General features: G+C 73.5%; 30 protein-coding genes, 2 pseudogenes and 1 riboswitch. Of the genes and pseudogenes, 19 read left to right on the forward strand and 13 right to left on the reverse strand.

The annotated features are described in order from the left end of the window. Positions 1–36: 36 nt before the first annotated feature. The 7 genes from ACIF8S_RS16250 to ACIF8S_RS16280 all read right to left on the reverse strand — a co-directional run bounded on the left by ACIF8S_RS16250 (position 37) and on the right by ACIF8S_RS16280 (position 5713). Positions 37–816, reverse strand: coding sequence for an urease accessory protein UreD (locus tag ACIF8S_RS16250; protein ID WP_399999762.1), 780 nt, complete (start codon positions 814–816; stop codon positions 37–39). Beyond that, entirely contained in the window at positions 804–1487 is a 684-nt protein-coding gene (ureG, locus tag ACIF8S_RS16255) for an urease accessory protein UreG (RefSeq protein WP_399999763.1), read from the reverse strand. The genes ACIF8S_RS16250 and ureG overlap by 13 nt, the downstream gene beginning before the upstream one ends. A 357-nt stretch (positions 1488–1844) precedes the next feature. After that, positions 1845–2519, reverse strand: coding sequence for an urease accessory protein UreF (locus tag ACIF8S_RS16260; protein WP_399999764.1), 675 nt, complete (start codon positions 2517–2519; stop codon positions 1845–1847). After that, positions 2519–4240 (reverse strand): urease subunit alpha, encoded by a 1722-nt coding sequence (locus ACIF8S_RS16265; protein WP_399999765.1) that lies wholly within the window; start codon positions 4238–4240, stop codon positions 2519–2521. Before ACIF8S_RS16265 ends, ACIF8S_RS16260 begins: the two co-directional genes overlap by 1 nt. Then, positions 4233–4544, reverse strand: coding sequence for an urease subunit beta (locus tag ACIF8S_RS16270; RefSeq protein WP_399999766.1), 312 nt, complete (start codon positions 4542–4544; stop codon positions 4233–4235). Before ACIF8S_RS16270 ends, ACIF8S_RS16265 begins: the two co-directional genes overlap by 8 nt. A gap of 12 nt (positions 4545–4556) precedes the next feature. Next, positions 4557–4859 carry an urease subunit gamma gene (locus ACIF8S_RS16275; protein ID WP_199785245.1) on the reverse strand — a complete coding sequence of 101 codons (303 nt, stop codon included), beginning with the start codon at positions 4857–4859 and terminating at the stop codon, positions 4557–4559. A gap of 224 nt (positions 4860–5083) precedes the next feature. Beyond that, a complete protein-coding gene (locus ACIF8S_RS16280) occupies positions 5084–5713 on the reverse strand; it encodes a TetR/AcrR family transcriptional regulator (RefSeq protein ID WP_399999767.1) in 630 nt (209 codons plus the stop codon). Between the two features lie 103 nt (positions 5714–5816). Between ACIF8S_RS16280 and ACIF8S_RS16285 the strand changes: the two genes are divergently transcribed. Beyond that, the gene (locus ACIF8S_RS16285) at positions 5817–6821 is read left to right on the forward strand and encodes an ABC transporter permease (protein ID WP_399999768.1); all 1005 of its coding nucleotides are present in this window, start codon (positions 5817–5819) and stop codon (positions 6819–6821) included. 357 nt (positions 6822–7178) lie between these two features. Here ACIF8S_RS16285 and ACIF8S_RS16290 read toward each other — a convergent pair whose 3' ends face one another. Next, complete coding sequence (locus ACIF8S_RS16290) at positions 7179–7457, reverse strand: type II toxin-antitoxin system Phd/YefM family antitoxin (RefSeq protein WP_399999769.1); 279 nt, start codon at positions 7455–7457, stop codon at positions 7179–7181. A gap of 64 nt (positions 7458–7521) precedes the next feature. On the opposite strand from ACIF8S_RS16290, the gene ACIF8S_RS16295 reads away from it, so the two are divergent. From ACIF8S_RS16295 to ACIF8S_RS16305, 3 genes are all read left to right on the forward strand, one after another. Beyond that, positions 7522–8157: an ATP-dependent Clp protease proteolytic subunit gene (locus tag ACIF8S_RS16295; protein WP_399999770.1), complete on the forward strand. Its 636-nt coding sequence runs from the start codon at positions 7522–7524 to the stop codon at positions 8155–8157. Between the two features lie 7 nt (positions 8158–8164). Next, positions 8165–8473, forward strand: coding sequence for a hypothetical protein (locus ACIF8S_RS16300; RefSeq protein WP_349799689.1), 309 nt, complete (start codon positions 8165–8167; stop codon positions 8471–8473). A gap of 335 nt (positions 8474–8808) precedes the next feature. Next, a riboswitch (cyclic di-AMP (ydaO/yuaA leader) is annotated at positions 8809–9009 on the forward strand. Positions 9010–9012: 3 nt separating this feature from the next. Further along, a complete protein-coding gene (locus ACIF8S_RS16305; protein ID WP_349799691.1) occupies positions 9013–9486 on the forward strand; it encodes a C40 family peptidase in 474 nt (157 codons plus the stop codon). A 158-nt stretch (positions 9487–9644) separates the two neighbouring features. Here ACIF8S_RS16305 and ACIF8S_RS16310 read toward each other — a convergent pair whose 3' ends face one another. Further along, on the reverse strand, positions 9645–10142 hold the full coding sequence (locus ACIF8S_RS16310) for an ATP-binding protein (RefSeq protein WP_399999771.1): 498 nt from the start codon (positions 10140–10142) through the stop codon (positions 9645–9647). Between the two features lie 212 nt (positions 10143–10354). Here ACIF8S_RS16310 and ACIF8S_RS16315 point away from each other — a divergent pair, with 212 nt between their 5' ends. Both ACIF8S_RS16315 and ACIF8S_RS16320 read left to right on the forward strand, forming a co-directional pair. Next, a complete protein-coding gene (locus tag ACIF8S_RS16315) occupies positions 10355–11215 on the forward strand; it encodes a helix-turn-helix domain-containing protein (protein WP_399999772.1) in 861 nt (286 codons plus the stop codon). Positions 11216–11224: 9 nt separating this feature from the next. Next, entirely contained in the window at positions 11225–11449 is a 225-nt protein-coding gene (locus tag ACIF8S_RS16320) for a DUF397 domain-containing protein (RefSeq protein WP_399999773.1), read from the forward strand. A gap of 199 nt (positions 11450–11648) precedes the next feature. Here the strand turns inward: ACIF8S_RS16320 and ACIF8S_RS16325 are convergent, their stop codons facing one another. Continuing rightward, positions 11649–12776: an 8-amino-7-oxononanoate synthase gene (locus ACIF8S_RS16325; protein WP_399999774.1), complete on the reverse strand. Its 1128-nt coding sequence runs from the start codon at positions 12774–12776 to the stop codon at positions 11649–11651. 147 nt (positions 12777–12923) lie between these two features. On the opposite strand from ACIF8S_RS16325, the gene bioB reads away from it, so the two are divergent. The 4 genes from bioB to ACIF8S_RS16345 all read left to right on the forward strand — a co-directional run bounded on the left by bioB (position 12924) and on the right by ACIF8S_RS16345 (position 16971). Continuing rightward, positions 12924–14186 (forward strand): biotin synthase BioB, encoded by a 1263-nt coding sequence (gene bioB, locus ACIF8S_RS16330; RefSeq protein WP_399999775.1) that lies wholly within the window; start codon positions 12924–12926, stop codon positions 14184–14186. After that, the gene (locus tag ACIF8S_RS16335) at positions 14179–15465 is read left to right on the forward strand and encodes an adenosylmethionine--8-amino-7-oxononanoate transaminase (protein ID WP_399999776.1); all 1287 of its coding nucleotides are present in this window, start codon (positions 14179–14181) and stop codon (positions 15463–15465) included. Before bioB ends, ACIF8S_RS16335 begins: the two co-directional genes overlap by 8 nt. A gap of 1 nt (position 15466) precedes the next feature. After that, positions 15467–16183, forward strand: a complete 717-nt coding sequence (gene bioD, locus ACIF8S_RS16340) for a dethiobiotin synthase (RefSeq protein WP_399999777.1) — start codon at positions 15467–15469, stop codon at positions 16181–16183. Positions 16184–16251: 68 nt separating this feature from the next. Next, the gene (locus tag ACIF8S_RS16345; RefSeq protein ID WP_399999778.1) at positions 16252–16971 is read left to right on the forward strand and encodes a class I SAM-dependent methyltransferase; all 720 of its coding nucleotides are present in this window, start codon (positions 16252–16254) and stop codon (positions 16969–16971) included. Here ACIF8S_RS16345 and ACIF8S_RS16350 read toward each other — a convergent pair whose 3' ends face one another. Continuing rightward, a complete protein-coding gene (locus ACIF8S_RS16350) occupies positions 16972–17346 on the reverse strand; it encodes a fic family toxin-antitoxin system, toxin component (protein ID WP_399999779.1) in 375 nt (124 codons plus the stop codon). A gap of 3 nt (positions 17347–17349) precedes the next feature. After that, positions 17350–17589, reverse strand: coding sequence for a toxin-antitoxin system antitoxin component (locus ACIF8S_RS16355; RefSeq protein WP_024884898.1), 240 nt, complete (start codon positions 17587–17589; stop codon positions 17350–17352). Between the two features lie 174 nt (positions 17590–17763). Here ACIF8S_RS16355 and ACIF8S_RS16360 point away from each other — a divergent pair, with 174 nt between their 5' ends. From ACIF8S_RS16360 to mug, 9 genes and pseudogenes are all read left to right on the forward strand, one after another. After that, entirely contained in the window at positions 17764–18633 is an 870-nt protein-coding gene (locus tag ACIF8S_RS16360) for an ABC transporter ATP-binding protein (protein WP_399999780.1), read from the forward strand. A 4-nt stretch (positions 18634–18637) separates the two neighbouring features. Beyond that, a pseudogene (locus tag ACIF8S_RS16365) lies at positions 18638–19699 on the forward strand (ABC transporter permease); the annotation flags it as partial. Next, a pseudogene (locus tag ACIF8S_RS16370) lies at positions 19700–19975 on the forward strand (FtsX-like permease family protein); the annotation flags it as partial. 86 nt (positions 19976–20061) lie between these two features. Continuing rightward, positions 20062–20496 (forward strand): GNAT family N-acetyltransferase, encoded by a 435-nt coding sequence (locus ACIF8S_RS16375; RefSeq protein ID WP_399999824.1) that lies wholly within the window; start codon positions 20062–20064, stop codon positions 20494–20496. A 156-nt stretch (positions 20497–20652) separates the two neighbouring features. Next, entirely contained in the window at positions 20653–22035 is a 1383-nt protein-coding gene (locus ACIF8S_RS16380) for a hemolysin family protein (protein ID WP_399999781.1), read from the forward strand. Next, positions 22032–23045, forward strand: a complete 1014-nt coding sequence (locus tag ACIF8S_RS16385; protein ID WP_399999782.1) for a hemolysin family protein — start codon at positions 22032–22034, stop codon at positions 23043–23045. The genes ACIF8S_RS16380 and ACIF8S_RS16385 overlap by 4 nt, the downstream gene beginning before the upstream one ends. 70 nt (positions 23046–23115) lie before the next feature. Further along, positions 23116–23907: an SGNH/GDSL hydrolase family protein gene (locus ACIF8S_RS16390; RefSeq protein ID WP_399999783.1), complete on the forward strand. Its 792-nt coding sequence runs from the start codon at positions 23116–23118 to the stop codon at positions 23905–23907. Between the two features lie 76 nt (positions 23908–23983). Further along, on the forward strand, positions 23984–25426 hold the full coding sequence (gene purB, locus ACIF8S_RS16395) for an adenylosuccinate lyase (protein ID WP_399999784.1): 1443 nt from the start codon (positions 23984–23986) through the stop codon (positions 25424–25426). Positions 25427–25470: 44 nt separating this feature from the next. After that, positions 25471–25971, forward strand: coding sequence for a G/U mismatch-specific DNA glycosylase (gene mug, locus ACIF8S_RS16400; RefSeq protein ID WP_399999785.1), 501 nt, complete (start codon positions 25471–25473; stop codon positions 25969–25971). Positions 25972–26026: 55 nt separating this feature from the next. On the opposite strand, the gene ACIF8S_RS16405 is transcribed toward mug, so the two are convergent. Continuing rightward, entirely contained in the window at positions 26027–26464 is a 438-nt protein-coding gene (locus tag ACIF8S_RS16405) for a hypothetical protein (protein WP_399999786.1), read from the reverse strand. Between the last annotated feature and the right edge of the window lie 30 nt (positions 26465–26494).

The raw sequence follows: 26494 nt of genomic DNA on the forward strand, positions 1-26494 counted from the left end.
GGACGCGGGAGGTGTGACAGCGGACGCGGGAGCGCGTCAGGCGGGTGCCGGGGCGAAGGAGCCCTGTGCCGCGTCCAGCAGGCGCCGCAGCCGCAGGGCGTCCGCCGCCACCGCGCTGACGAGCACGGCGGGACCGGCCAGCGGCAGCACGGCCGTCCCGTTCCCGGGCGCGGCGGAGGCGACCGGCTTCTCCGCGAACTCCGGGTCGGCCACGACGAGCTGCCCGACGGCCCGGTGCCCGCCGAGCACGGCCGGCCCGTCCCAGCCGCCGGGTGCGCCGGGGCCGCAGTCCAGTTCCTGGTCGAGGACCGTGCTTCCGTCGAACCGTACGGTCAGCCGGGAGGTGAGCCGCCCGGGCTCCTCACCGGCCCGCCCCAGGACCAGTTCCTCGCGGAGGACGAGCCGGGCCCCCGGGGCGAGGTCGACGTGGGTGCGGACGGCGAGCTCGCTGCCGGTGACGGAGATCAACGGCTCGGGCAGCCAGTGCAGTTCGCCGCCCTCGGCCACGGTGATCCGTACGTCCTGGCGCGCCTGCCCGCCGTGCTGGCCCGGCAGGGCGAGGGTGGCGGCGGCCGAGCCGAGCCGTAGCCGTGCCCCGGGGCCGACGTCGGCCCGGACCGTGAAGTGGTCCCCGCCGTGCGGACCGCTCATGGCGCCGACGAGCAGGACGTGTGCCGCGGCACCGCTCCCCCGCGTGCGCCGCGGGGTGAGCGGGCCACGGCTCTCCAGGACGGGCAGCGCGGAGCCGCCCCGGCCGTCCGCGCGGGCGTGCACCCGCACCTCGGCCCGGACTCCCGCGGTGTTCACGCCGCCCACGCGGCGAGCCGCTCCCGCACCCAGCCGGCCACCTCCGCGACCCCGCTCTGCTCCCGCAGCGACTGGAACACCACGGGCAGGTGGGCCCGCTGGGCCTTGGCGTCGACCGCCATGCGCCCGAGGTCGGAGCCGACGTACGGCGCGAGGTCGGTCTTGTTGACGACCAGCAGGTCGGCGGTGGTCACGCCGGGGCCGCCCTTGCGCGGGATGTCGTCCCCGCCCGCCACGTCGATCACGAAGATCTGCGCGTCGACCAGCCCTTTGGAGAAGGTGGCGGTGAGGTTGTCCCCGCCGGACTCGACGAGGACCAGGTCCAGCGGGCCGACCGTCTCCTCCAGGTCCTCCACGGCTTCGAGGTTGGCGGAGATGTCGTCCCGGATCGCGGTGTGCGGGCATGCGCCGGTCTCCACGGCGGTGATCCGCTCGGGGGGCAGGACCGCCTCCCTGAGCAGGTAGTCGGCGTCCTCGCGGGTGTAGATGTCGTTGGTCACGACGGCCAGGGACACTTCGTCCCGCAGCGCCCGGCAGAGCGCGGCGACGGTCGCGGTCTTCCCGGACCCGACGGGCCCGCCGAGCCCTATCCGCAGGGCACGACGCGCTCCGTCCGGCCGCCGGGCGTCGGCGCCCATGACGGCGGGCCCGGGATGGGGGTCGATGTGATCACGATGCATGGGGCACCTCCGGGGGTTGCGTCACGTCCGGGTCGGCAGGGGAACGGACGGTCGGGGTTGTCGGGATCGAGGGCCGGAGCCGGTGGACGCACGGGCGCCGGGCGGGCCTCGGGAGGCGGTCGCCGGTGCGGACCTCGGCAGGCGGGCGGTCACCCGGGCGCGCCTCGGTGAGCTGAACGGGCCTCCGCGTCGACACCCTCAGGGGCGCGGGGAACCGCGCGAACACCCCCCGCGCACCCGCACCCGGCGACAAGCCGAACGCACACCCCCGGTGGGCCGACGGGTGTACCCGCCGACGTGCTTCCCGCGCCGACCCGGCCGTTTCCGGCAGGAATCGGGCCGTCACCCGCACGGCGTTCATGACGCGAACAGCCGTCCTACGCGGGCCGCATGCGCCTCGGCGTAGACCTCCAGCAGGGGCGCCGACGCCGCCGGCAGCGCGCCGGTGCCTTCCTCCACGACCCGATGAGCCGCCCGTACCGCCGTCTCCGCCACGCGATCCGCCTCCGGCGCCAGACGGGCGAGGACCGCCGTCGCGTCGAACGGGTCCAGACTGAGCAGCCGTACCGTCGCCGTCGCGGGCCCACCCACGCTCTCGTACAGCGCGCAGTGCGCCGCATCCTCCGCCCCGAGTCCGGCAGCCCGCGCGGCCACCCCCAGAACCACCGGCTGGTGGGCACCCTTCGGGAACCGCCGCGCCAGGGCGTCCAGTTCGGGACTCGCCCAGGTGGCACGGGCAGCGCGCAGCAACTGGCGCCCCAGCTTGCGTGCCGCCGCACGCAGTGCGGGCGACGGCGTACGGGCGTCGGCGGCCGCGTCCAACGCCCCCGGGTCCACACCCAACGCGGCGGACGCGGCGACCGCGGCCGACACCAGCCCCGTGGTGTGCAGCCGCCCCCGGCAGAAGTCCTCCAGGCTCGCCGCCCCGGTGATCCGCCCCGCGTGGACGGCGGCCTCCGCCCCGCCGGAGTGGGCGTGCCCGCCGGCGGGGAACCGTCCGTCGGCCAGGACGAGCAGTGCTGCCCTGGACATCAGAAGAGGAAGTAGCGCTGGGCGAGCGGGAGTTCTTCGGCCGGTGTCGCCTCGACCAGTTCCCCGTCGATGCGCACGGCGAAGCTGTCGGGGTCGATCCTCACCTCCGGCAGGGCGTCGTTCTCCCGCATGTCCGCCTTGGTCACCGAGCGGGTGGAGTCGATGACCGCCCACCGCTTGCCGAGGCCCAGCCGGTCGGGCAGGCCCGCGTCGAGGGCCTCCCGCGCCACGAAGTTGACCGAGTTGGCCGCGGGCGCCCGGCCGATCGCGCCGAACATGGGCCGGGGCAGCACGGGTTGCGGGGTGGGGATGGACGCGTTGGCGTCGCCCATCTGCGCGTAGGCGATCTGGCCGCCCTTGAGGACGAGAAGGGGCTTCACCCCGAAGAACTTCGGCTCCCACAGCACGAGATCGGCCAGCTTGCCGCTCTCCACCGAGCCGATCTCGCCTGCCATGCCCTGCGCGACGGCCGGGTTGATGGTGTATTTGGCGACATAGCGACGCACCCGCTGGTTGTCGGCACGGCCGTCGCCGGGCAGCGCCCCACGCCTGCGCTTCATCACGTGGGCGGTCTGCCAGGTCCGCATGATCACCTCACCGACGCGTCCCATCGCCTGGGAGTCGGAGGAGATGACCGAGATCGCGCCGAGGTCGTGCAGCACGTCCTCCGCACCGATGGTGGACGGCCGGATCCGCGACTCCGCGAAGGCCAGGTCCTCGGGGACGGCGGGGTTCAGATGGTGGCAGACCATCAGCATGTCGAGGTGCTCCTCGACGGTGTTGACGGTGAACGGGCGGGTCGGGTTGGTGGAGCTGGGCAGCACGTGCGGCTGGGAGACCACGGTCATGATGTCCGGGGCGTGTCCGCCGCCCGCACCCTCGGTGTGGTACGCGTGGATGCCGCGTCCGGCGATCGCGGCGAGCGTGTCGCCCACGAAACCGGCCTCGTTGAGGGTGTCGGTGTGGATGGCGACCTGCACGCCGGTCCGGTCGGCCGCGGTGAGCGCGGCGTCGATGACGGCCGGGGTGGAACCCCAGTCCTCGTGCAGCTTCAGCCCCACGGCGCCGCCCCGGATCTGCGACAGCAGCGCCTCCTGCGACACGGTGTTGCCCTTGCCGAGCAGCCCGATGTTCAGCGGGTACGCCTCCATCGCCTCCAGCATCCGCGCCAGGTGCCAGGGGCCGGGGGTGACGGTGGTCGCCTTGGAGCCCTCGGCGGGTCCGGTGCCGCCGCCGACCAGGGTGGTGATGCCGGAGGCCAGCGCCTCGTCGGCGATCTGCGGGCAGATGAAGTGGACGTGCGCGTCGATCGCCCCGGCGGTCAGGATCCGTCCGTTGCCGGCGATGACCTCGGTCTCGGGGCCGATGACCAGGTCCGAATGGACCCCGTCCATCGTGTCGGGGTTGCCGGCCTTGCCGATGCCGGTGATCCGGCCGTCACGGATGCCGACGTCGGCCTTGACGACGCCCCAGTGGTCGACGACGACCGCTCCGGTGATCACGGTGTCGGGGGCGCCCTCGGCGCGGGTGGCGGTGGACTGCCCCATCGACTCGCGGATGACCTTGCCGCCGCCGAACACCGCCTCGTCGCCGGAGCGTCCGGGGCCGCCCGAGCGGTCCTCCTCGATCTCGATCAGCAGATCGGTGTCGGCGAGCCGGATCCGGTCGCCGGTGGTCGGCCCGAACAGGTCGGCGTACGCCTCCCGGGAGATCTCAGGCATCGAGCACGCCCCCCGTCTCCCCGCGCAGCCCGGGTACGGTGCGCGTCCCGGCCAGCGGCACCAGCCGCACCTCGGCGGGGATGCCGGGCTCGAACCGTACGGCGGTGCCGGCGGGGACGTCGAGCCGCTTGCCGCGGGCCGCGGCACGGTCGAACTCCAGGCCCGGGTTGGCCTCGGCGAAGTGGTAGTGCGAGCCGACCTGCACGGGCCGGTCGGCCGCGTTGAGGACGGTGAGGCGGGTGGTCTCGCGGCCCTCGTTGTAGACGATCGGGCCCTCGGCGAACAGGATCTCTCCGGGTGTCACGGCGCTCCTCCGTCAGACGATGGGGTCGTGGACGGTGACGAGCTTGGTGCCGTCCGGGAAGGTGGCCTCCACCTGCACGTCGGGGATCATCTCGGGGACGCCTTCCATGACGTCGTCCCGGGTCAGCACCTTCCGCCCGGACGCCATCAGTTCGGCGACGGTACGGCCGTCGCGGGCACCCTCGAGGATGTGCGAGGTGAGGAGCGCGACCGCTTCGGGGTGGTTGAGCCTGAGCCCGCGCTCGCGGCGCTTCGCCGCCACGTCGGCCGCCACATGGATGAGCAGCCTCTCCTGCTCGTGCGGGGTCAGTTGCACGGCATCCACCTCACCGTCCTCGCTCCGGGCCGTGCGGGGCCCGGTGGCCGCGGCCACGGGAAGGCTCCCCGGTGGCGTGGACCCGGAGGCTAGCCGGGCGGCGTTTCGAGGACGTTAACCGCGCGACGCCCCGGCGCGGTTACCGGGCCCGGCACGGCGTGTCGTCACCAGGTCGATCGGAAGCGGCGCGGCCAGCCGCCAACGAGGCAGGCGTCCCTCCCGGCTCAGGCGGGGGAGGCGGGGCGGCCGGTGGCCATCAGGGCGCGTGTGCCGTCGGCGAGGACCTGCGGGGGGATGTCGCCGAACATCGCCATCTGGGCGGCGAACCCCTGCACGAGCGCGATCATCGCGCGGGCCATCGCGTCGACGTCGGCGTCCTCGGGCAGCAGGCCGGCGTCCTGGTAGCTCCGCGCCATGCCGCCCCACGCCTCGCGGATCTTCGCGTAGCCCTCGGCCAGCACGGCCGTCAGCGACGGTGTGCGGGTGCTCTCGGTCCACACCTGGATCATCAGCCGCGGGAACAGCCACTCCCCGGTCTCCAGGGTCGCCGGCCGCACCTGCCGCATCAGGGTCAGGGCGCGCGGGACCATCACGTCGGGGGTGGGCGGCGGGCTCTCCTGGGCGGCCTGCTCCAGGGTCCCGCGCACCGTCTCGAGCACCTCGGAGGCGATGGCCGCGATCAGTTCCTCCTTGCCGCTGAAGTACCGGTAGACGGCACCGGCGGAGAGGTCCACCTCTTTCAGCACGTCCTGCATCGACGTGGCGTGGAAGCCGTTGCGGGCGAAGCAGACCGCGGCGCCGTCGAGGATCTGCCGGCGGCGGGCTTCGAGGTGTTCCGGGGATACGCGAGCCATGCCGCCAACCTAAAACGAACATTCCTTCTTGACAAGGGAACGGATCGGCGGGACGGTGAGGTCAACACAAAACGAACGATCCTTCTTTTTACTGGAGTCCAGGATGTCTCCCACGTCCCTGACGCAGCACCGCCGGATCGCGGCCGTCCTGGTGCTGATCCCCACCCTGGTGGCGCTCGCCCTGTGGGCCTTCGCCTGGCCGGCGGCCCGCACGGCGCCGAGAGACCTGCCGCTCGGCGTGGCGGGCCCGTCCTCGGCGACCGCGCCGCTCGCGCGGCAGTTGGAGGAGCAGAAGGGCGCCTTCGACCTCCACCGCTACCCGGACGAGTCCGCGGCCCGTGCCGCGATCGAGGACCGCGAGGTGTACGGGGCGGTCGTCGTCACCGGGCAGGGCCCGAAGCTGCTGACCGCGTCGGCCGCGAGCCCGGCGGTGGCGCAGCTGCTCCAGCAGGCGGTGGAGCAGCGGGCGGCCGCTTCCGGCGGGGAGGTCGTGACGGAGGACGTGGTGCCGGCCGCGGCGAGCGACCCGCGCGGGGCGGTGCTGAACACGAGCGTGCTGCCGCTGGCGCTGGCCGGGATCGGCGCGGGGGTGGCGGTGACGGTGCTCGGGCTGCGCGGTGTCGTCGCGGTGGCCGCGCTGGCCGGCTCCGCGACGCTGGTCGGCGTGGTCGCCGCCGCCCTCGCGCACAGCTGGCTGGCTGCCCTGCCGGGCGACTGGTGGGCCGTGGCGGGCACCTTCGCCCTGGCCACGCTGGCCGTGAGCGGGGCGGTCGCAGGGCTCGCGGCCTTGTTCGGGCGGCCCGGTCTCGGGCTGGGCTCCCTCCTCGTGATGCTGCTGGGCAACCCGTTCTCGGGTGCCGCCTCGGCGCCGGAGATGCTGCCGGAGCCGGCCGGGGCGATCGGCCAGTGGCTGCCGCCGGGTGCGGGGGTGTCGCTGCTCCGCTCGGTGTCCTTCTTCGACGGGGCGGCAGCGGTGGGGCCCGCGCTCACGCTGACGTGGTGGGCGGTGCTGGGACTGGGGGCGGTGCTGGTGGGTCACGCGGTGCGTGTGCGTAGGGCGGCGCCTGCGCGGGAGGCGCCCGAGCGTGAGCCGGCGTTGGCGAACTGACCCGCCCCCTTCCGGAACGACCGCGCACCCCCGCTGTGGCGGAGGGGGGTGCGCGGGTCTACGTGGTCGCGCACCGCCCGGCGGCCCGCCGACGACGCCGGCCCCGCCCGGTCGCGGGCGGCCGTGCCGCCGGGGCGGCACAGGTGGGCGCAGGCGGCACCCCGCAGCGCTGGGTTGCGCAGCGGGCCTTACGGCCACCGGGGTGCCGGGGTGCCGGGGACTGTTGTACGCCGGGTGCGGGCCGGTGGGAGCCGGTCGCGCAGTTCCCCGCGCCCCTGGAGGGGCGCCGACTGCGGGCAGTCGTGCCGCCGGGGCCGCACGCGACAGCCGCGACTCCATGAGGGCTGGGCGCCGGGGTCAGGAAGGGCCCGGGCCCCGGTGTTCCGCGGCGATGCCGAAGCGGCCGTGTTCACGCGAGGCGGACGCGACCTCGCGCAGCCCCGCCACCGTGCTGATCACCGGCTCCTCGACCGCGCCCTCGGCCTCCTCCAGCCGCCGCAGGTCATCGGCGGAGACAAGGGCGACGAGCGGCTTCCCGTGCCGGGTCACGACGACCCGCTCACCGCCGTACACCACGCGGTTGATCAGGTCGGCGAGCTCGGCCCTGGCCTGGGTCACCGGAATCTCGTAAGCCATGCGGCCATCATAACGTGACGTACGTCCTGTACATTTTTTACAGACAACGAGACAGGAGGGCACCATGACCCGACCGTCCGCCCGCCACGTCCTGCCCGAGTTCACCGGCCGCACGGCTTCCGGACACCGGACGACGGATCCGTACGCCAGGCTCCTCGAGGAGCGGATCGTGGTCCTCGGGACGCGGATCGACGAGACCGCGGCCAACGACGTGACGGCCCAGCTCATGTACCTGGAGCACCACTCCCCCGACCGGGACGTCTCGCTGTACGTCAACTCCCCCGGCGGCCCCTTCCACGCCATGTCGGCGCTCCACGACGCCCTGACCTACGTCACCTGCGACGTCGAGACCGTCTGCCTGGGCCGTGCGGAGGGCACCGCCGCACTGCTGCTGGCCGCCGGCACCCCGGGCAAGCGCTCCGTACTGCCCGGCTCCCGCCTGGTGCTCCGTCAGGCCTCCCTGCCGGAGCCGGTGGAGGGCAGGGCGAGCGACCTGGCCGTCCGGGCCGACGAGCTGAACCGGATCAGGGTCCGCACGGAGGAGATGCTGGCGCGGCACACCGGCCGGCCCGTGCGGCGGGTGCGCGAGGATCTGGAGCGGGACACGGTCCTCGACGCGCAGGCCGCGGTGGACTACGGCCTGGCGGACCGGATCGTGCCGCACCACAGGGCCGCCCGCCCCGCCACCGGCGCGAGGTGAGCCGCGGATGCTGCCACCGGAACTGCCCCCGCTGCCCGCGCTGACCCGCGCGGAGGCCGAACTGATCGACCGTTACCTGGAGGCCGTCGACCAACTCGGCCGGGTCAACCCGGCCCAGGGCGGCGACACCTACCGAAGTCTGCGCGCCGCCCAGGCGCTGGTCGGCAAGGCGGTCGCGCTGCGCGACGCCCTGACGTTGATGCACCGGCGCGGCGAGAGCGAGCTGCACGCCGAAACCCTGGCGCGGGCGTTGCGGGTGCTGGACGGTGAGCGGCGCACGGCCAGGGTCACGCTGCCGCCGCAGGCAGGGAGTTGACGCGAGCGGGCGCGGAACACCGGGCGCGCCCGGACGGGACACGCCGCGCACGGGTGAAACAGACCGAACGGCGTACCCCCATCCGGCGTAGACATACCTCCTGTTCCGGTGCTGCCGAAGTTGCCCCACACGCGCGCCCGTCAGGCGGAATTGAGCATTCCGTCGCTGGTCCGGGGCTCCTGCGCCTCGTCGACGGCGAGTCGAACGGACAGCCGTCCACCCGAACGGGTGAGTGGTGAGTAACAACACAAACCCCCCGTTCCGTTGGGAAATCGACCGCGAAATGAAGCAAGATCCCTGACTGACGACAAGACCCCGCCGCCGCGGCGGGGCGATCCGGGCGGACGCCGAGTCCTGCCGCCGCCCGGATGACCGGTCGACAGGAGTGGATCGGCAGGAGTGGAGGACCCAAGCACGACGGGTCGCCGGAGCTCACGTTCCGAGCAGCCCTTGGGGTGAAGCCGCTGACGCGGCCGGGCTACTTCGCCAGCCCGAATCCGACAGGTCATCCTTCACAGGCGGCTGACGAAGGGTTGCGCATGAGTGCGCTCAATCGTGTCCCGTCTCTCATGGCCCGGGCCGGCACGGCCGGGGCCCTCACCCTGGCCGCCGTGGGCGGCTCCATCGCGGTCCCCGGAGCGGCCTCGGAGGCCGCGGCGGCGACCGCGGGCACCAAGGCCCTGAAGGTCGCGGCGTCCAAGAAGGGCGCGCCGTACGCGTGGGGCGCCACCGGGCCGAACCGGTTCGACTGCTCGGGCCTGACGCTGTATTCGTTCAAGAAGGCGGGCAAGAAGCTGCCCCGCACGGCCGCCCAGCAGTACAACAACTCCCGGCACATCTCCAAGAGCAGCCGGAAGGCCGGGGACCTGGTGTTCTTCCACTCCGGCAGCTACGTCTACCACGTCGGGATCTACGCCGGTAACAACAAGATCTGGCACGCCCCGAAGACCGGGGACGTGGTGCGGCTGCAGAAGATCTGGACCAAGAGCGTCTGGTACGGCCGCGTGAAGTGACCGACGGTGGCGGCGGCGCCCGCGGGAGCGCCGCCGCCCAGCCGTGACCGTCCCCTGGGCCGGGCGCCGCCCACGGGACGCCCCGCAGGGGCCTTCCGTGCCCCTTCGCCACCCCGCCGGCCCGCGCCGTGACATGACGTGAAGTGCCGAGCGTGCCGTCAGAGCTCCGGCTGCACCGCCGCCGTGACCGCCACCTCCGCCGCCGTGACCGCCTCCGTCGGCGCGGCGGTGACCGCGGTCCCCGGCCAGGGGAGTTCGACCGCGACGGTCTTGCCGCCCTGGCGCGTGGGGCGGACTCTCAGCCTGCCGCCGCATTCCGCGGTCAGCCAGCGGATGATGACCAGGCCGCGCCCGTTGTCCTGCTGGACCGCGGCGGGCAGCCGTCTGGGCAGACGCGGGTGACTGTCCGTCACCCCGATGTGCACCCGTTCCTCACGGACCAGGACGACGTCGACCGTGAACGTGGGTGACTGGCCGAGAGTGTGCTGCACCGCGTTGGTGGCCAGTTCCGAGACGATCAGCCGCACCGTGTCGTACAGTTCGGCGTCCGGTGGCAGGCCCCATTCCGCCAGCGCGCCGGCCACGTGGGCCCGCGCGGCGGCGACCGAGGCGGGATCGCTCGGCAGAGTGACGGATGCTTCCAGATGGTCTGCCATGGCGACGTCGTCCCTTTCCCACGGGACCGCAGTCCGACACGGAGCGGCTGGTTCGAGTACGGTCCCGCACTGGTGCTTCGTCGCCAGACTGCCATCACCGCAGGGCGCGGCGCGGCGATCCACCAAGATATGCATATATCTGTCGCTCAAAGCGGTGAACTCTGCGACGGGAGACCGTATCCGGGCGGCTCGGAAGGAGTAAGGAGAGGCCCATGCAGCACGGTCCCGCGGTGCGCCGCAGAAAACTGGGCGCCGAACTGCGCGCGCTGCGCACCGCGGCGGGACTCACCAGTGGCGACGCGGCCCGGCTGGCAGGCTGGCACCAGTCGAAGGTGAGCCGCATCGAGACGGGCACGAGCGGGGTGAAACCGGCCGACGTACGGTTACTGCTCGACGTCTACGGCGTGGACGAACCGCAGTTGCGGGAGTTGCTGCTGGTGCTGTCGGGCTCCGGGAAGGGCGGCGGGCGGGACCACTGGTGGCACGCCTACCGGGGTGTTCTGCCCCCGACCTACCGGGACTTCATCAGTCTGGAGTCCCAGGCGAGCGCGATGCGCACCCTGGAGACCACGGTGATCCCGGGACTGCTGCAGACCCCGGAGTACGCGCGGGCCGTGACGGAGGCGGCCCTGGAGGGCACCTCGGAGGAGCGCCTGGACGCGCTCGTGGAGGTACGGCTGGCCCGGCAGGACGTCCTGCGGGCCGATCCACCGCTGGAGCTGAACGCGGTCCTCGACGAGGCCGTGCTGCGCCGGGAGGTGGGCGGCCCCGACGTGATGTCCCGCCAGCTCGAACGGCTGATGGAGGCCGCCCGGCTGCCCCAAGTGCGCCTGCAGGTGCTGCCGTTCAGCGCGGGCGCACACATCGGTGTGACGGGTCCGTTCGTCATCTTTTCGTTCTCGCGCACGTCTGACCTGGATGTGGTTGTTCTCGACCACTTGACGAGTAGTCACTACCTGGAGCGGAAAGAAGACCTCCGGGCGTACTCGGAGGCCTTCGACGCCCTCTCGACGCACGCCCTTTCACCCGAGGAGTCGTTGGATTTCATCGCCGGCGCAGCGGCCGGCGCATAAGGAGGCACGATGCCCGCACCGCCTCGGACCATCCCTTCCAGCCTCGCCCTGTGCGATGTGCGGTGGCTGCGCAGCAGCTTCAGCACGGGGGCGAACAACTGTGTGGAGACGGCCCGGCCCGCCACCGGCCCCCTGGCCGGACTGCTCGCCGTGCGTGACAGCAAGGCCCCGGACGGGCCGGCGCTGCTCTTCTCCCCCGACAGCTGGGCGGAGTTCGTGACCGCGGTCCGCTGACCCGGCCACGTCCGCGCCCCTGATCCGACCGAACCCGACCATCCCTTCGAGACCACCCGTCCGAACGATCCGGCCCATCCGTCCGACCACTGCGATCCGGCCGGTCCCTACGATCCCGCCGATCCGAACGTTCCGACCCATCGGTACGTTCCGACCGGTCAGCCGTTCATCGCGCGACGCACGGCCGTGCCCCGCCGACTCATGGCCGCGTTTCGCCGATCACCCGTACAGCGCGTTCGATCTCCGCCCCGGACAGGTCGGCCCGGGCGGTCAGTCTGAGCCGTGAGATGCCGTCGGGCACGGAAGGAGGACGGAAGCAGCCCACGGACAGACCGGCCGTCCGGCAGTCGGCCGCCCAACGCACGGCCTGCTCCGGGGACGGAGCGCGCACGGAGACGACCGCGGCGTCCGGACGTACCGCTTCCAGACCCGCGGCCGTCAGCCGGGCGTGCAGTTCGCGCGCCACCGCGCCCGCCCGCGCCGCGCGCCCCGGCTCGCGGCGCAGCAGCCGCAGCGCCGCCAGGGCCGCGCCCGCCGCCGCCGGGGCGAGACCCGTGTCGAAGATGAACGTCCGTGCCGCGTTGACCAGATGGCCGATCACCCGGGCCGGACCGAGCACCGCACCGCCCTGGCTGCCGAGCGACTTGGACAGCGTCACCGTGACGACGACGTCGTCGGCGCCCGCGATGCCCGCCGCGTGCGGGGCGCCCCGGCCGCCGTCGCCGAGCACGCCGAGGCCGTGCGCGTCGTCCAGCACCAGCCCCGCGCCGTGCTCCCGGCACGCCTCGGCCAGCGCGGCGAGCGGGGCCGCGTCGCCGTCCACCGAGAACACCGTGTCCGACACCGCCACCGCGGGCCCCGCATGGCCGTCCAGCGCCTTGCGTACGGCGTCCGGGTCGCGGTGCGCCACCACCTGCGTGACGCCCCGGGCCAGCCGGCACCCGTCGATCAGCGAGGCGTGGTTGCCCGCGTCGGAGACGACGAGTGAGCCGTGCGGGGCCAGCGCGGTGACGGCGGCCAGGTTGGCCGCGTAGCCGGAGGAGAACACCAGGGCCGCTTCGAAGCCGCAGAAATCGGCCAGTTCGTGTTCCAGTTCGGCGTGCAGCTCGGTGGTGCCCGTGACCAGGCGGGAGCCGGTCGCGCCGCCGCCCCAGGTCCGGGCGGCCCGGGCGGCCCCCTCGGTGACCTCGGGATGCCGCGCCAGCCCCAGGTAGTCGTTGCTCGCGAGATCGAGGAGCGGCGTGCCGGCCGGCCGGGGGCGCAGGGTGCGGACGAGCCCGGCCCTGCGGCGCTGCTCCGCCTGATCGTCGATCCAGCCGAACGCCATGGGTCCTCCGGGGCTTTTGTAGGCAGTGAACAGACATTAGCGGCAGGCGGGCCGGACCTCTGTGTGGTGATACCCACACCGCCGGACGGCTCTGTTGTATGAAGTCTCCTTGGCCCGGACGGGCCGGGTAGGACAGGATCGGCTCCCATGGACCTGCTGAACACGCTGGTGGACAAGGGGCTTCGGCGCGAGACGCCGACACGGGACGAGGCACTGGCCGTCCTCGCGACGACCGACGACGATCTGCTCGACGTGGTGGCGGCGGCCGGGAAGGTGCGCAGGCACTGGTTCGGCCGCCGGGTGAAACTCAACTATCTGGTCAACCTCAAGTCCGGGCTGTGCCCGGAGGACTGCTCCTACTGCTCCCAGCGGCTCGGCTCGAAGGCCGACATCCTCAAGTACACCTGGCTGAAGCCGGACGAGGCGTCCCGGGCGGCCGCCGCGGGTCTGGCCGGCGGTGCGAAGCGGGTGTGCCTGGTGGCGAGCGGCCGCGGTCCGACGGACCGGGACGTGGACCGGGTGTCCGACACCATCAGGACCATCAAGGAGCAGAACGAGGACGTCGAGGTGTGCGCCTGCCTGGGCCTGCTCTCCGACGGCCAGGCCGAACGGCTGCGCGAGGCGGGCGCGGACGCCTACAACCACAACCTCAACACGTCCGAGTCGACGTACGGGGAGATCACGACCACGCACACCTACGCCGACCGGGTGGACACGGTGCGCAAGGCGCACGCGGCCGGTCTGTCGGCCTGCTCCGGGCTGATCGCCGGCATGGGTGAGACCGACGAGGACCTGGTCGACGTGGTGTTCTCACTGCGCGAGCTGGACCCGGACTCGGTGCCGGTCAACTTCCTGATCCCGTTCGAGGGCACCCCGCTCGCCAAGGAGTGGAACCTGACCCCGCAGCGCTGCCTGCGCATCCTGGCGATGGTGCGGTTCGTCTGCCCCGACGCCGAGGTGCGGATCGCGGGCGGCCGCGAGGTCCATCTGCGCACGATGCAGCCGCTCGCGCTGCACCTGGCCAACTCGATCTTCCTCGGCGACTACCTCACCAGCGAGGGCCAGGCCGGCAAGGCGGACCTGGAGATGATCGCGGACGCCGGCTTCGAGGTGGAGAGCGCCGGGGAGGTCACCCTGCCCGAGCACCGGGCGGGCGCGGGCTGCGGGTCGCACGCGAGCGGCGGGGCCCGCGGGTCCCAGGCCGGCACCGGCTGCGGCTCCCACGACGGCGCCGAGGGCGGCTGCGGGGCCCACGAAGGCGGCGGCTGCGGCTCGCACGAGGGCGGTGGTGTCTGCGGAACGGCGCCCTCCGCGGCGCCCGCACCCGTCGCCTCCGCCGACGAGCCGCGTCCCGGCCTGGTGGCCGTGCGCCGCCGGGGCGCCGGAACGGACCTCGCGCCCAATGCCTGAGCCCGACGCGTCCGTCGCCGCACTGCTGGAGCTCGACCGGCGGCACGTGTGGCACCCGTACGGGCCCATGCCGGGTCGTCAGGAACCGCTCGTGGTCGCGTCGGCGAGCGGGGTGCGGTTCACCCTGGCCGACGGTTCGGGCGAGCTGGTCGACGGCATGTCGTCCTGGTGGTCGGCGATCCACGGCTACAACCACCCGGTGCTCAACGAGGCCGCCCACGACCAGCTCGGGCGGATGAGTCACGTGATGTTCGGCGGGCTCACGCACGAGCCCGCCGTCCGCCTTGCGAAGCTCCTTGTCGACATGTCGCCGGACGGCCTGGAGCACGTGTTCCTGGCCGACTCGGGGTCGGTGTCGGTCGAGGTCGCCGTGAAGATGTGTCTGCAGTACTGGCGTTCGCTGGGCCGTCCGGAGAAGTCACGGCTGCTGACCTGGCGGGGCGGCTACCACGGTGACACCTGGCACCCGATGTCGGTGTGCGACCCCGAGGGCGGGATGCACGACCTGTGGTCCGGGGTGCTGCCGCGTCAGGTCTTCGCCGACGCCCCGCCCGGCCCGTACGAGGAGGCGTACGCCGACCATCTGCGGGAGATGATCGAGCGGCACGCCGGTGAGCTGGCCGCGGTGATCGTGGAGCCGGTGGTGCAGGGCGCGGGCGGGATGCGGTTCCACTCCCCCGCGTATCTGCGGGTGCTGCGGGAGGCGTGCGACGCGCACGACGTGCTGCTGGTCTTCGACGAGATCGCGACCGGCTTCGGCCGTACCGGCGCCCTGTTCGCGGCGGAGCACGCGGCCGTGTCGCCGGACGTGATGTGCGTGGGCAAGGCGCTGACCGGTGGTTACCTCACCATGGCGGCGACGCTGTGCACCGCGCGGGTGGCCGAGGGCATCTCGCGCGGCGAGGTGCCGGTGCTGGCACACGGCCCGACCTTCATGGGCAACCCGTTGGCGGCGGCCGTCGCCTGCGCCTCCGTGGAGCTGCTGCTCGGCCAGGACTGGCGTGCGGAGGTCAAGCGGATCGAGTCCGGGCTGCGCGAGGGTCTGGCCCCCGCCGCCCGGCTGCCCGGGGTGCGGGACGTCCGGGTGCTCGGCGCGATCGGGGTCGTCCAGCTGGACCACGACGTCGACATGGCCGCCGCCACCCGGGCGGCGGTGCGGGAGGGCGTCTGGCTGCGTCCGTTCCGCGATCTGGTGTACACCATGCCGCCGTACGTCACGGGTGACGAGGACGTGGCCCGTATCGCCCGCGCGGTGTGCGCGGCGGCGAAGGAGGGATGACATGCCGGTGCTGGTGGTGACGGGCACAAACACCGAGGTCGGCAAGACGGTGGTGACGGCCGCGGTCGCCGCGACGGCACTGGCGGGCGGTCGGTCGGTGGCGGTGCTGAAGGCCGCGCAGACGGGCGTCGGGCCCGGGGAGCCCGGTGACGCCGCCGAGGTCGAGCGGCTCGCCGGGCCGGTGACGTCAACCGAACTGGCCCGCTACCCCGAGCCGCTGGCGCCCGCGACGGCGGCCCGTCGGGCGGGCCGGGCGCCCGTGCATCCGCACGAGATCGCCGACCGGGCCGCCAAGCTGGCCACCGAGCACGACCTGGTGCTGGTGGAGGGCGCGGGCGGCCTGCTCGTCCGGTTCGACGCGGCCGGCGGGACCCTGGCGGACGCGGCGGCCCTGCTGCGCGCCCCGGTTCTGGTGGTCGCGTCCGCGGGCCTGGGCACCCTCAACGCCACGGAGCTGACGGTCCGGGAACTGCGGGGGCGCGGGCTCGACCCGGTGGGGGTGGTGATCGGCAGCTGGCCCGCGGACCCCGGCCTCGCGGAGCGCTGCAACCTGCTGGACCTGCCGGACGTCACCGGCGTCCCGCTGCTGGGCGCGGTACCGGAGGGGGCGGGCCGGCTCGGCCCGGCCCGGTTCCGGACGGCCGCCCCGGACTGGCTGGCGCCCCGTCTGGAGGGCACCTGGGACGCGGACGTCTTCCGCGCCCGGGAGGCTCCCTGACCGGCACGGTGGTTCGCCGGGCGGGCCGACGGGGAGAATCGCCGTAGGCCCGTCCCGGGGAGGTCCCCATGCAGTTGCGGTCCCCCCGCTCCGCCCAGGCGGCGCGGGATCCCGTGCACCATCCGGTCTTCGCCCGCTGGTACGCCCGCTGCAGCGTCGCCGCCGAGAGCCGCGCGGGGATGGCGGACGTACGGCGCCGGCTGCTCGGCGGTCTGTCCGGGCGGGTGATCGAGATCGGCGCGGGCAACGGCCTCAACTTCGCCCACTACCCGCGCACCGTCGCCGAGGTCGTCGCCATGGAGCCGGAGCGCGCGTTGCGCACGCTGGCCGTGGAGGCGGCGCTGCGGGCCGAGATGCCGGTGGACGTGGCGCCCGGGGTGGCGGAGGCGCTGCCCGTGAAGAGCGAGGCGTTCGACGCGGCGGTGCTGTCGCTGGTGCTGTGCAGCGTGCGCGACGTGGAGCGGGCGCTCGCCGAGGTGCGGCGCGTGCTGCGGCCCGGCGGCGAGGTGCGGTTCTTCGAGCACGGCGCGGGCGGCGGCCGGGTCATGCACCTCACCCAGCGGGCGCTGGACCGCACGGTGTGGCCGCCGCTGGCCGGGGGCTGCCATCTGGCCCGGGACCCGGTCGGGGCGCTGCGGGCGGCCGGGTTCGAGCTGGGCCCCTACCGGCGGATGACCATCCCGGAGAACGGGCCGGCGCTGCCGCAGTCGTTCTGTGTCATCGGCACCGCGTGGCGGCCCGTGGGGGACGCGGAGGACACGGGGGCCCCGGAGGCCGCGGGGCGCTGATCACGCGCACCAGCGGCGCAGTTCGGCCGCGATGGTGTCGACGTCCGCACCGTCCCGCTTCACCAGGCGGGCCAGGTCGCGCACCTGCTCGGGCGAGGTGACCACCTTCAGGCCGCTGGCGACCAGGTAGGCGTACGCGACGGCGGAGGCGAAGAGCGCGTTGGAGCGCTCCAGCGCGGGGATGTGGATCAGCAGCTGGAGCAGCGCGGCGGCGCGGCTGTGCGGGGTGCTGTAGACGGGGACGTCGAATATCCCGGCGTCGTGACGGGCGACGGCGGCGACGAGCGCGCCCCAGTCGGTGACCTGGGGGTCGCCGGGGGTCTGCTGCTCGGCGAGCATGAGCAGCCAGGCGAGGTCGATGCGTACGTGGTCCAAGGGTCAGCGGTGACCTTCGCGCGCGCCCTCGCGGTCCCGGCCGAACTCCTCGGCGAAGACGCTCTCGTACTGCTTCATGAAGTCGGCGGCGGCCTCGACGAAGGCACGTCCGGACTCGCCGGTGTCCTGCCGGACCAGTTCCTCGATGTAGCGGTTGACGCTGATGCCTCGCGCCAGGGCACGCTCCCGGGCGGCGCGGGCGGTGCCCTCGTCCACGCGCACGTTCAGCTGAGTCTTCGCCATACCTCGAAGCTAGCGCCGCGACGCTAGCAACGGCAAGGAAACGGGAGCACGGGCTTATGTGTCCCTTACATCGGCGTCCGGATCCGGCACTCCCGGGGGATGTTCCGCGCGCACCGGGCCGCCTTACCCTCGGCGCGACATGCTCGACCCGGCTGTTCACCGGAGGAGGCGGCCTTGTCCACACCCGCTGAGGAGCACGCCCCCGGCCTCGCGTCGCGCGACGGGACCGCGGCTCGCGCCCGCGGTCTGACCAAGGCGTACGGCTCGGGCGAGACGGCGGTGATCGCCCTGGACTCGGTGGACGTCGACATCGCGCGCGGGCGCTTCACCGCGGTCATGGGGCCGTCGGGCTCCGGGAAGTCCACGCTGATGCACTGCCTGGCCGGGCTGGACACCGTCTCCGCCGGTCAGGTGTGGCTCGGCGACACCGGGATCACGGGGCTGAAGGACCGTGAGCTGACCCGGCTCAGGCGGGACCGCGTCGGCTTCATGTTCCAGTCGTTCAACCTGATCCCCACGCTGACCGCCCGGGAGAACATCACCCTGCCCATGGACATCGCCGGCCGGAAGCCGGACGAGGCGTGGCTGGACCAGGTCATCGACACGCTGGGCCTGCGGGACCGGCTCAGGCACCGGCCCGCGCAGCTGTCGGGCGGTCAGCAGCAGCGCGTGGCCTGTGCGCGGGCGCTGGCCTCGCGGCCCGAGCTGATCTTCGCCGACGAGCCGACCGGCAACCTCGACTCGCGGGCGGGGCTCGAAGTGCTGGGCTTCCTGCGGGAGGCGGTGGACCGGCTCGGCCAGACGGTGGTCATGGTCACCCACGACCCCGGCGCCGCCGCCCACTCCGACCTGGTCCTGTTCCTCGCGGACGGCCGCATCGTGGACGAGATGCACCGCCCTACGGCGGAGTCGGTCCTGGAACGGATGAAACGGTTCGACGTCGTCCGCGCGACCGCACCGCAGGGCGCCGGCACACCCCCCACCGGCGACATCCCGTCCCCGGCACCGCCGCCGGACAGTGGGGCCGCGGGCGGGGAGGGATGACGGCGTGCTGAAGGCCACCCTGCGGAGCTTCCTCGCGCACAAGGGGCGGCTTCTGCTGTCCGCCCTCGCCGTCGTGCTGTCCGTCGCCTTCGTCGCGGGCAGCCTGATCTTCTCCGACACCGTCACCCGCACCTTCGACCGGCTGTTCGCGTCCAGTTCCGCCGATGTGACGGTGCAGCCGCGCGAGGGTCTGGAGGCGGCCGTGCCGACCGGCGCGACGGCGACCGTGCCCGCCGCGCTCGCCCGGCGGCTGTCCGGCGTCGAGGGCGTCGCGTCGGCCCACCCGGACGTCGAGGTGGAGAACGTCACCGTCGTCGACGCCGGCAACGGGTCGGTGGGCCCGACGACCGGCGCGCCGACCCTCGCCGTGGACTGGTACGTCACCGAGCGCAGCGTGGTGGAGCTGACCTCCGGCCGCACCCCGCGCGGTGACGGCGAGGCCGTGCTGGACGCGGACACCGCGGACGCCAAGGGCGTGGAGATCGGCGACACGCTGACCGTGCAGGCGCAGCCGGGCTCGTTCCGCGTCGCGATCGTCGGCATCGCCACCTTCACCACCACCAACCCGGGCGCGGCCCTGGTGTTCCTCGACCCGCAGGTGGCGGCCGCCCGGCTGCTGGGCTCGGCGGACCGCGCCACGAGCGTGTCCGTCGAGGCGGCGCCCGGCGTGGCCGACGCGGACCTGAAGAGGCGGATCACCGCCGAACTCGGCGCCGGTGCCTACGAGGTGCGGACCGCCGGCGAACTGGCCGAGACGGCGTCCGACGAGCTGGGCGCGTTCCTCGACGTGATCAAGTACGCGATGCTGGGCTTCGCCGGCATCGCCGTGCTCGTGGGCGTCTTCCTGATCGTCAACACGTTCTCGATGCTGATCGCCCAGCGCACCCGCGAGCTGGGGCTGCTGCGGGCGCTCGGCGCCGACCGGCGGCAGGTGCGGCGGTCGGTGCTGACCGAGGCGGTGCTGCTGGGCCTGGCCGGCTCGACGGCGGGTCTGGCGGCCGGCGTCGGGCTGGCCTTCGGCCTGATCCGGCTCATGGGCGCCTTCGGGATGAACCTGAGGACGACGATCGGTCTGGGCCGGCGGCAGCTGCGGCGCATGATCCGGCTGGAGTCGGTGGTGATCGCGGTGTTCGGCGCGGTGCTGGGACTCGGGCTGGGGCTGGTGTGGGGCGTGTGCGTCCAGCAGGTGCTGGCGCTCGAGGGCCTGACCGCGTTCGCCGTCCCGTGGGGCACCGTGGTGGCGGTGGTCGTCGGGTCGGCGGTCGTGGGCATCGCGGCGGCGCTGCTGCCGGCCCTGCGGGCGTCCCGGATGAACGTGCTGGAGGCCATCGCCCACGAGTGAGCGCGCCTGCGCGGCTGAGAGCGCCCGCGCGGCGGCCCGGTCCGCATCGTGGAATTCCGTGATCACGCCCGGACCGCCGTGCTGAGATCGGACGCATGAGCGAACTGCGCACCCGGGCCGCCGGACCCGAGGACCTCGACGACGTGCTGGCCTTCTGGAAGTCGGCCGCGGAGGGCACGAGCATCAGCGACGACCGCGAGGGCGTGGAGCGGCTGGTCGCCCGCGATCCCGAGGCGCTGATCCTCGCCGAGCGGGACGGCGAACTGGTCGGCACGGTGATCGCCGGCTTCGACGGCTGGCGGTGCCACCTGTACCGCCTGGCGGTGCGCCCGGACCGGCGCCGGCAGGGCATCGGCACGGCCCTGCTGACCGCCGCCGAGAACCGGTTCGTACGGCTCGGCGGGCGCCGCGCGGACGCGATGGTGCTGCAGCGCAACGAGACCGCCCATCATGCGTGGGACGCGGCGGGGTATGCGCCGGAGGAACGCTGGCGGCGCTGGGTGAAGCCCCTGACCGGGTGAATCACGGCCCATCGGCCGAACTTTGCCCATCCTTTACCCGTTGAGGGCCACTCGGTCCTCCATGAAAGGTCGTGTCTCCGCCCGTGGGCCCGCTTCCGGTCTCCGACACCGCGCGTCCGACCCCGTCCTGCCCGACCATGGGACTGAGGTGACCCGATGACCGAAGTGCTCCTCCTCCTGGCGGCCATCCTGCTCTCGCTCCTCTGCGGGGCGTTCGTGGCCGCCGAGTTCTCCCTCACCACGGTCGAGCGGGGCGAGCTGGAACGTGCGGTGGAGCGCGGCGAGCGGGGCGCCGCCGGCGCGCTCCAGGCCGTGCGCAGCCTGACCTTCCAGCTCTCCGGGGCCCAGCTGGGCATCACGGTCACCAACCTGGTGGTCGGGATGCTGTCCGAACCGTCGATCGCCGCGCTGATCAGAGGGCCGCTGCGGGACGTCGGCGCCTCCGAGTCGGTCGCGCGCTCGCTGGCGCTGGTGATCGGCACGGGCCTGTCGACGGTGTTCCTGATGGTCGTCGGCGAGCTGGTGCCGAAGAACTGGGCGATCTCCTCCCCGCTGGCCGTCGCCAAGCGGGTCGGCAACGCGCAGCGCTGGTTCAGCGCCGCCTTCCGCCCGTTCATCACCCACCTGAACAACCAGGCCAACCGGATGGTGCGCCGCATCGGGCTGGAGCCGGCCGAGGAGCTGGAGTCCGCGCGCGGGCCCCAGGAACTGGCCGCGCTGGCCCGGCACTCCGCGAAGGAGGGCGCCCTGGAGCCGGACACCGCGGAACTGTTCGTCCGCACCCTGAACCTCGCCGACCTGACCGCGGAGAACGTGATGACGCCCCGCGTCCAGGTCATCGCCCTGGAGGTGCGGGCGACGTGCGAGGACGTGGCGAACGTGACCCGGGCGACCGGGCTGTCCCGGTTCCCCGTCTACCGCGAGACGCTCGACGCGGTGGTCGGCACCGCGCATGTGAAGGACGTCCTGGCGGTGCCCGCCGAGCGCCGCCCCGAGGTGCCCGTGTCGGAGCTGATGCGCGAACCACTGCTGGTCCCCGGGTCGCTCACCGTCGACCGGCTCCTGGACCGCCTGTCGGGCCGCCGCACGATGGCCGTGGTCATCGACGAGTACGGCGGCACGGCGGGGGTGGCCACCCTGGAGGACATCGTGGAGGAGGTCGTCGGCGAGGTCCGGGACGAGCACGACCCGCACGAGACCCCCGACCTGGCCCGGGCCGGCACCGACGCGGAGGGCCGCACGCTGTTCTCCGCGGACGGCTCGGCCCGCCTGGACCAGCTCGCCCGCGTCGGACTGCGCGCGCCCGAGGGGCCGTACGAGACGCTGGCCGGGCTGGTGGCCGCCGAGCTGGGCCGCATACCGGAGGAGGGCGACGCCTTCGAGGTCGCCGGCTGGCGGCTGGAGGTGGCGGACGCCTCCGGGCGCCGCGCGGCGCGTGTGCTGCTGCGCGCGCCCCGCGGCGACGGGCAGGTGACGCGGCACGAGGCCGGCGCGCCCGCGGCCGGTGACACGAAGGACGACCGGGGGGCACGCCGATGACCGCCGTACAGCTGCTGATCGGCCTGGCCACGCTGGTCGCCAACGCCTTCTTCGTGGGCGCCGAGTTCGCCCTGATCTCCGTCCGCCGCAGCCAGGTCGAGCCGCACGCCGAGCAGGGCGACCGGCGCGCCAAGAGCGTGCTGTGGGGCCTGGAGCACGTGTCGGTGCTGCTGGCTGCCGCGCAGCTCGGCATCACCCTGTGCACGCTGATCCTCGGCATCGTCGCCGAGCCGGCCATCGCCCACCTGCTCGAACCGGTGTTCCACGCGGTGGGCGTGCCCGACGGCGCGGGACACGCGGTGTCCTTCGTGATCGCGCTGACGCTCGCCACGTACCTGCACATGCTGCTCGGCGAGATGGTGCCGAAGAACATCGCGCTCGCGGAACCGGTCCGCAGCGCGCTGATGCTGGGCCCGCCGCTGGTGGCGCTGTCCCGCGCGCTGCGCCCGGTGATCTTCACCGTCAACGCCTTCGCGAACACGCTGCTGAAGCTGCTGCGGGTGGAGACGCGGGACGAGGTGGTCGCCTCCTTCTCCGACGCGGAGCTGGCCCAGATCGTGAGGGACTCCGGCGAGGCGGGCCTGATCGACGACCGCGCCCTCGAGCGCCTGAACGACGCGCTGGAGCTGGGCCGGCGTCCGGTACGTGACGTGGTGATGCCGCTGGAGCGGGTCGTCTACGCGCGCGTGGGCGTCACCCCGGAGGGGCTGGAGCGGCTGTCGGCGGAGTCCGGGTTCTCCCGGTTCCCCGTGGTGGACGAGCAGCGGCGGATCGTCGGCTACCTGCACATCAAGGACGCCTTGGACGCCTCGCCGCGGGACATGCCGTTCCGGCTGCGGGACATGCGGTCCATCGCGCGCATCCGGGAGAGCACCCCGCTGGACGACGTGCTCACCGCGATGCGGGGCAGCCGTACCCATCTGGCGGCCGTGTCCGGGACGGACGGGCGGCTGGCGGGGCTGGTGACCATGGAGGACGTGCTGCGGGAGCTGTTCGGGCAGCGGACCTGAGCGCGTCTTGCGCGGGAAAGGAAGGCGACCGACCGACGGGTATGTTCCAGGGGCTACCATTTCTGTCGCCATGCAGACGAACCCCACCTCCAGCAGCCCCGCCCACACCAGCCTCGTCGCTCTGGGCGACTCCTTCACCGAGGGCATGTCGGACCTCCTGCCCGACGGCACCTACCGCGGTTGGGCGGACCTCCTCGCCGCCCGGATGGCGGCGGTCGCCCCCGGCTTCCGGTACGCCAACCTCGCGGTGCGCGGCAAGCTGATCCAGCAGATAGTCGACGAACAGGTGGAGACGGCGGCGGCCATGGGGGCCGACGTCATCACCCTGGTCGGCGGCCTCAACGACACCCTGCGCCCCAAGTGCGACATGGTCCGGGTGCAGGACCTCCTCACCGAGGCCGTGGAGCGGCTGGCCCCGCGCTGCGAGCGGCTGGTGCTGATGCGCAGCCCCGGCCGCCGGGGCCCGGTGCTGGAGCGCTTCCGGCCCCGCATGGAGGCGCTGTTCGCCTGCATCGACGAGCTCGCCGCCAAGCACGACGCGCTGGTGGTCGACCTGTACGGGGCGCCGGCGCTCGGCGACCCCCGGCTGTGGGACGTGGACCGGCTGCACCTGACCGGGGAGGGGCACCGCAGGGTCGCGGAGGCGGTGTGGCAGACGCTCGGTTACCCGGCCGCGGACCCCGAGTGGCACCTGCCCCCGGAGGCCACGCTGCCCCCGCACTGGGTCGCGCGGCGGGTCGAGGACGCCCGGTTCGCCCGTCGGCACCTGCTGCCGTGGATCGGCCGCCGGCTCACCGGCCGCTCCTCGGGCGACGGCCTGCCGCCCAAGCGCCCGGAGCTGCTGCCGTACGAGACGGCGTAGCGGCCGCGCCCTTGTACGTTCCTCCAGGTCACCCCGTGGCGCGGGCCTGCACGAATCGCCAGTAGACTCCCTGTACGTGACTGCTGCGCCCGCCAAGCCCCGTATCCCGAACGTCCTCGCCGGACGCTACGCCTCCGCCGAGCTCGCCACGCTCTGGTCGCCCGAGCAGAAGGTGAGGCTCGAGCGGCAGCTCTGGCTCGCCGTGCTGCGCGCCCAGAAGGACCTCGGGATCGAGGTGCCCGACGCGGCGATCGCCGACTACGAGCGCGTCCTCGACACCGTCGACCTGGCCTCGATCGCCGAGCGGGAGAAGGTCACCCGCCACGACGTGAAGGCGCGGATCGAGGAGTTCAACGACCTCGCCGGGCACGAGCACGTGCACAAGGGCATGACCTCCCGCGACCTCACCGAGAACGTCGAGCAGCTGCAGGTCCGGCTGTCGCTCGAGCTGATGCGCGACCGCACGGTCGCCGTGCTGGCCCGCCTCGGCAGGCTGGCCGGGGAGTACGGCGAGCTGGTCATGGCCGGCCGCTCGCACAACGTGGCGGCGCAGGCCACCACCCTCGGCAAGCGCTTCGCGACGGCGGCCGACGAGCTGCTCGTGGCGTACGGGCGGCTGGAGGAGCTGCTGGGCCGCTACCCGCTGCGCGGCATCAAGGGCCCGGTCGGCACCGCCCAGGACATGCTGGACCTGCTCGGCGGGGACGCCGGCAAGCTGGCCGACCTGGAGAGCCGGATCGCCGGGCACCTGGGCTTCGGGCAGGCGTTCACGTCCGTCGGCCAGGTCTACCCGCGCTCCCTGGACTACGAGGTCGTCACCGCGCTGGTGCAGCTGGCCGCCGCCCCGTCGTCGCTGGCGAAGACCATCCGGCTGATGGCCGGGCACGAGCTGGTGACCGAGGGCTTCAAGCCGGGCCAGGTCGGTTCCTCCGCGATGCCGCACAAGATGAACACCCGCTCCTGCGAACGCGTCAACGGCCTGATGGTGATCCTGCGCGGCTACGCGTCGATGACCGGCGAGCTGGCGGGTGACCAGTGGAACGAGGGCGACGTGTCCTGCTCGGTGGTGCGCCGGGTCGCGCTGCCGGACGCGTTCTTCGCGCTCGACGGGCTGCTGGAGACGTTCCTGACCGTGCTCGACGAGTTCGGCGCCTTCCCGGCCGTCGTGGCCCGGGAGCTGGACCGCTACCTGCCGTTCCTCGCCACCACCAAGGTGCTGATGGGCGCGGTGCGCGCGGGCGTCGGCCGTGAGGTCGCGCACGAGGCGATCAAGGAGAACGCCGTGGCCACCGCCCTCGCCATGCGGGAGCAGGGCGCCGAGCGCAACGACCTGCTCGACAAGCTCGCCGCCGACGAGCGGCTGCCGCTGGGCCGCGCGGACCTGGAGGCGCTGATGGCGGACAAGCTGTCCTTCACCGGCGCCGCGAGCGACCAGGTCGCCGCCGTGGTCGGGCGGATCGACGCGATCGTGAAGCAGCATCCGGAGGCCGCCGGTTACACCCCCGGGGCGATCCTCTGAGGCGCTTCACCCAGGAGGAACTCGAGGCCGCCCGCGACCGTCTGGTGCCGGACGTGGTCGCGGACGGTCTGCGGGTGCTGTTCTGCGGCATCAACCCCGGATTGATGACGGCCGCGACCGGCCATCACTTCGCCCGCCCCGGCAACCGCTTCTGGCCCGCGCTGCACCGCTCCGGCTTCACCCCGCGGCTGCTGCCGCCGTCGGAGCAGCGGGAGCTGCTGTCGTACGGGCTCGGCATCACCAACGTGGTGGCGCGGGCGACGGCGCGGGCCGACGAGCTGACCGCGGAGGAGTACCGGGAGGGCGGGCGCGAACTCGCCGTGAAGGTGGCCCGGTTGCGTCCCCACTGGCTGGCCGTGCTGGGGGTGACCGCGTACCGCGCGGCGTTCGACGACCGCACCGCGAAGGTGGGGCCGCAGGTGCGGACCATCGGCGAGAGCCGGGTGTGGGTGCTGCCCAATCCCAGCGGGCTGAACGCGCACTGGACGCCGGCGGCGCTCGCGGAGGAGTTCGCGCGGCTGCGTGAGGCGGCGGAGCGGGACTGACGGCACGCGGGAGGGCCCGCGTGGACGTGAGGGCGCGGAGGTGAGGGCCCGCCGGCTAGGGAGGCGCGGTCTCCGTGACCACGGCCAGCAGCTGGACGGCGCCGCCCGCGTCCCGGTCGGCGAGCGCGACGGCGACCCAGCGGCCGGTGCCCTGCACCTCCCACAGCCAGGCCATGCCCGCCTCGTGACTGAGCCAGGCCCACGGCTGCGGTATGTCCTCCCGCTCCGTGCGCAGCAGCACCGTCCGCAGGTTCCACGGGTCGACGTCGCCCCAGCGGGAGGCCAGCAGTTCGTACACCGCGTCGCGCTGCTTCTCGAACTGGTCCACCGTCGCCGCCCAGTCCGCCGGATCGAGGTCCGGGCGGTCGCCGGACTCCAGCACGGCGACATGGTGGCCCGGTCCCGAGAAGCCGACGTCCGACGGGCCGTGCTCCGCCGGGAAGGGCCGGAAGCACAGCTCGTCGATGAGGGCGATGTGCCGGGCGAGGTTCATGGCTCCAGTAAACCCGCCGCCACTGACAGT

The organism is Streptomyces sp. NPDC085937, assembly GCF_044540535.1.
In the GTDB taxonomy this organism is placed as follows: domain Bacteria; phylum Actinomycetota; class Actinomycetes; order Streptomycetales; family Streptomycetaceae; genus Streptomyces.

Excerpts from the sequence above, each read along its gene's own strand:
- ACIF8S_RS16320 (WP_399999773.1), top strand. The coding sequence starts at position 11,225 with ATGCCCGCACCGCCTCGGACCATCCCTTCCAGCCTCGCCCTGTGCGAT.
- ACIF8S_RS16335 (WP_399999776.1), top strand. The coding sequence starts at position 14,179 with ATGCCTGAGCCCGACGCGTCCGTCGCCGCACTGCTGGAGCTCGACCGG.
- ACIF8S_RS16390 (WP_399999783.1), top strand. The coding sequence starts at position 23,116 with ATGCAGACGAACCCCACCTCCAGCAGCCCCGCCCACACCAGCCTCGTC.
- ACIF8S_RS16385 (WP_399999782.1), top strand. The coding sequence starts at position 22,032 with ATGACCGCCGTACAGCTGCTGATCGGCCTGGCCACGCTGGTCGCCAAC.
- ACIF8S_RS16295 (WP_399999770.1), top strand. The coding sequence starts at position 7,522 with ATGACCCGACCGTCCGCCCGCCACGTCCTGCCCGAGTTCACCGGCCGC.
- ACIF8S_RS16285 (WP_399999768.1), top strand. The coding sequence starts at position 5,817 with ATGTCTCCCACGTCCCTGACGCAGCACCGCCGGATCGCGGCCGTCCTG.
- ACIF8S_RS16315 (WP_399999772.1), top strand. The coding sequence starts at position 10,355 with ATGCAGCACGGTCCCGCGGTGCGCCGCAGAAAACTGGGCGCCGAACTG.
- ACIF8S_RS16260 (WP_399999764.1), bottom strand. The coding sequence starts at position 2,519 with ATGTCCAGGGCAGCACTGCTCGTCCTGGCCGACGGACGGTTCCCCGCC.
- ACIF8S_RS16300 (WP_349799689.1), top strand. The coding sequence starts at position 8,165 with ATGCTGCCACCGGAACTGCCCCCGCTGCCCGCGCTGACCCGCGCGGAG.
- ACIF8S_RS16305 (WP_349799691.1), top strand. The coding sequence starts at position 9,013 with ATGAGTGCGCTCAATCGTGTCCCGTCTCTCATGGCCCGGGCCGGCACG.
- bioB (WP_399999775.1), top strand. The coding sequence starts at position 12,924 with ATGGACCTGCTGAACACGCTGGTGGACAAGGGGCTTCGGCGCGAGACG.
- ACIF8S_RS16380 (WP_399999781.1), top strand. The coding sequence starts at position 20,653 with ATGACCGAAGTGCTCCTCCTCCTGGCGGCCATCCTGCTCTCGCTCCTC.
- ACIF8S_RS16405 (WP_399999786.1), bottom strand. The coding sequence starts at position 26,464 with ATGAACCTCGCCCGGCACATCGCCCTCATCGACGAGCTGTGCTTCCGG.
- ACIF8S_RS16355 (WP_024884898.1), bottom strand. The coding sequence starts at position 17,589 with ATGGCGAAGACTCAGCTGAACGTGCGCGTGGACGAGGGCACCGCCCGC.
- ureG (WP_399999763.1), bottom strand. The coding sequence starts at position 1,487 with ATGCATCGTGATCACATCGACCCCCATCCCGGGCCCGCCGTCATGGGC.
- ACIF8S_RS16280 (WP_399999767.1), bottom strand. The coding sequence starts at position 5,713 with ATGGCTCGCGTATCCCCGGAACACCTCGAAGCCCGCCGCCGGCAGATC.
- ACIF8S_RS16310 (WP_399999771.1), bottom strand. The coding sequence starts at position 10,142 with ATGGCAGACCATCTGGAAGCATCCGTCACTCTGCCGAGCGATCCCGCC.
- ACIF8S_RS16265 (WP_399999765.1), bottom strand. The coding sequence starts at position 4,240 with ATGCCTGAGATCTCCCGGGAGGCGTACGCCGACCTGTTCGGGCCGACC.
- ACIF8S_RS16325 (WP_399999774.1), bottom strand. The coding sequence starts at position 12,776 with ATGGCGTTCGGCTGGATCGACGATCAGGCGGAGCAGCGCCGCAGGGCC.
- bioD (WP_399999777.1), top strand. The coding sequence starts at position 15,467 with ATGCCGGTGCTGGTGGTGACGGGCACAAACACCGAGGTCGGCAAGACG.
- ACIF8S_RS16345 (WP_399999778.1), top strand. The coding sequence starts at position 16,252 with ATGCAGTTGCGGTCCCCCCGCTCCGCCCAGGCGGCGCGGGATCCCGTG.
- ACIF8S_RS16290 (WP_399999769.1), bottom strand. The coding sequence starts at position 7,457 with ATGGCTTACGAGATTCCGGTGACCCAGGCCAGGGCCGAGCTCGCCGAC.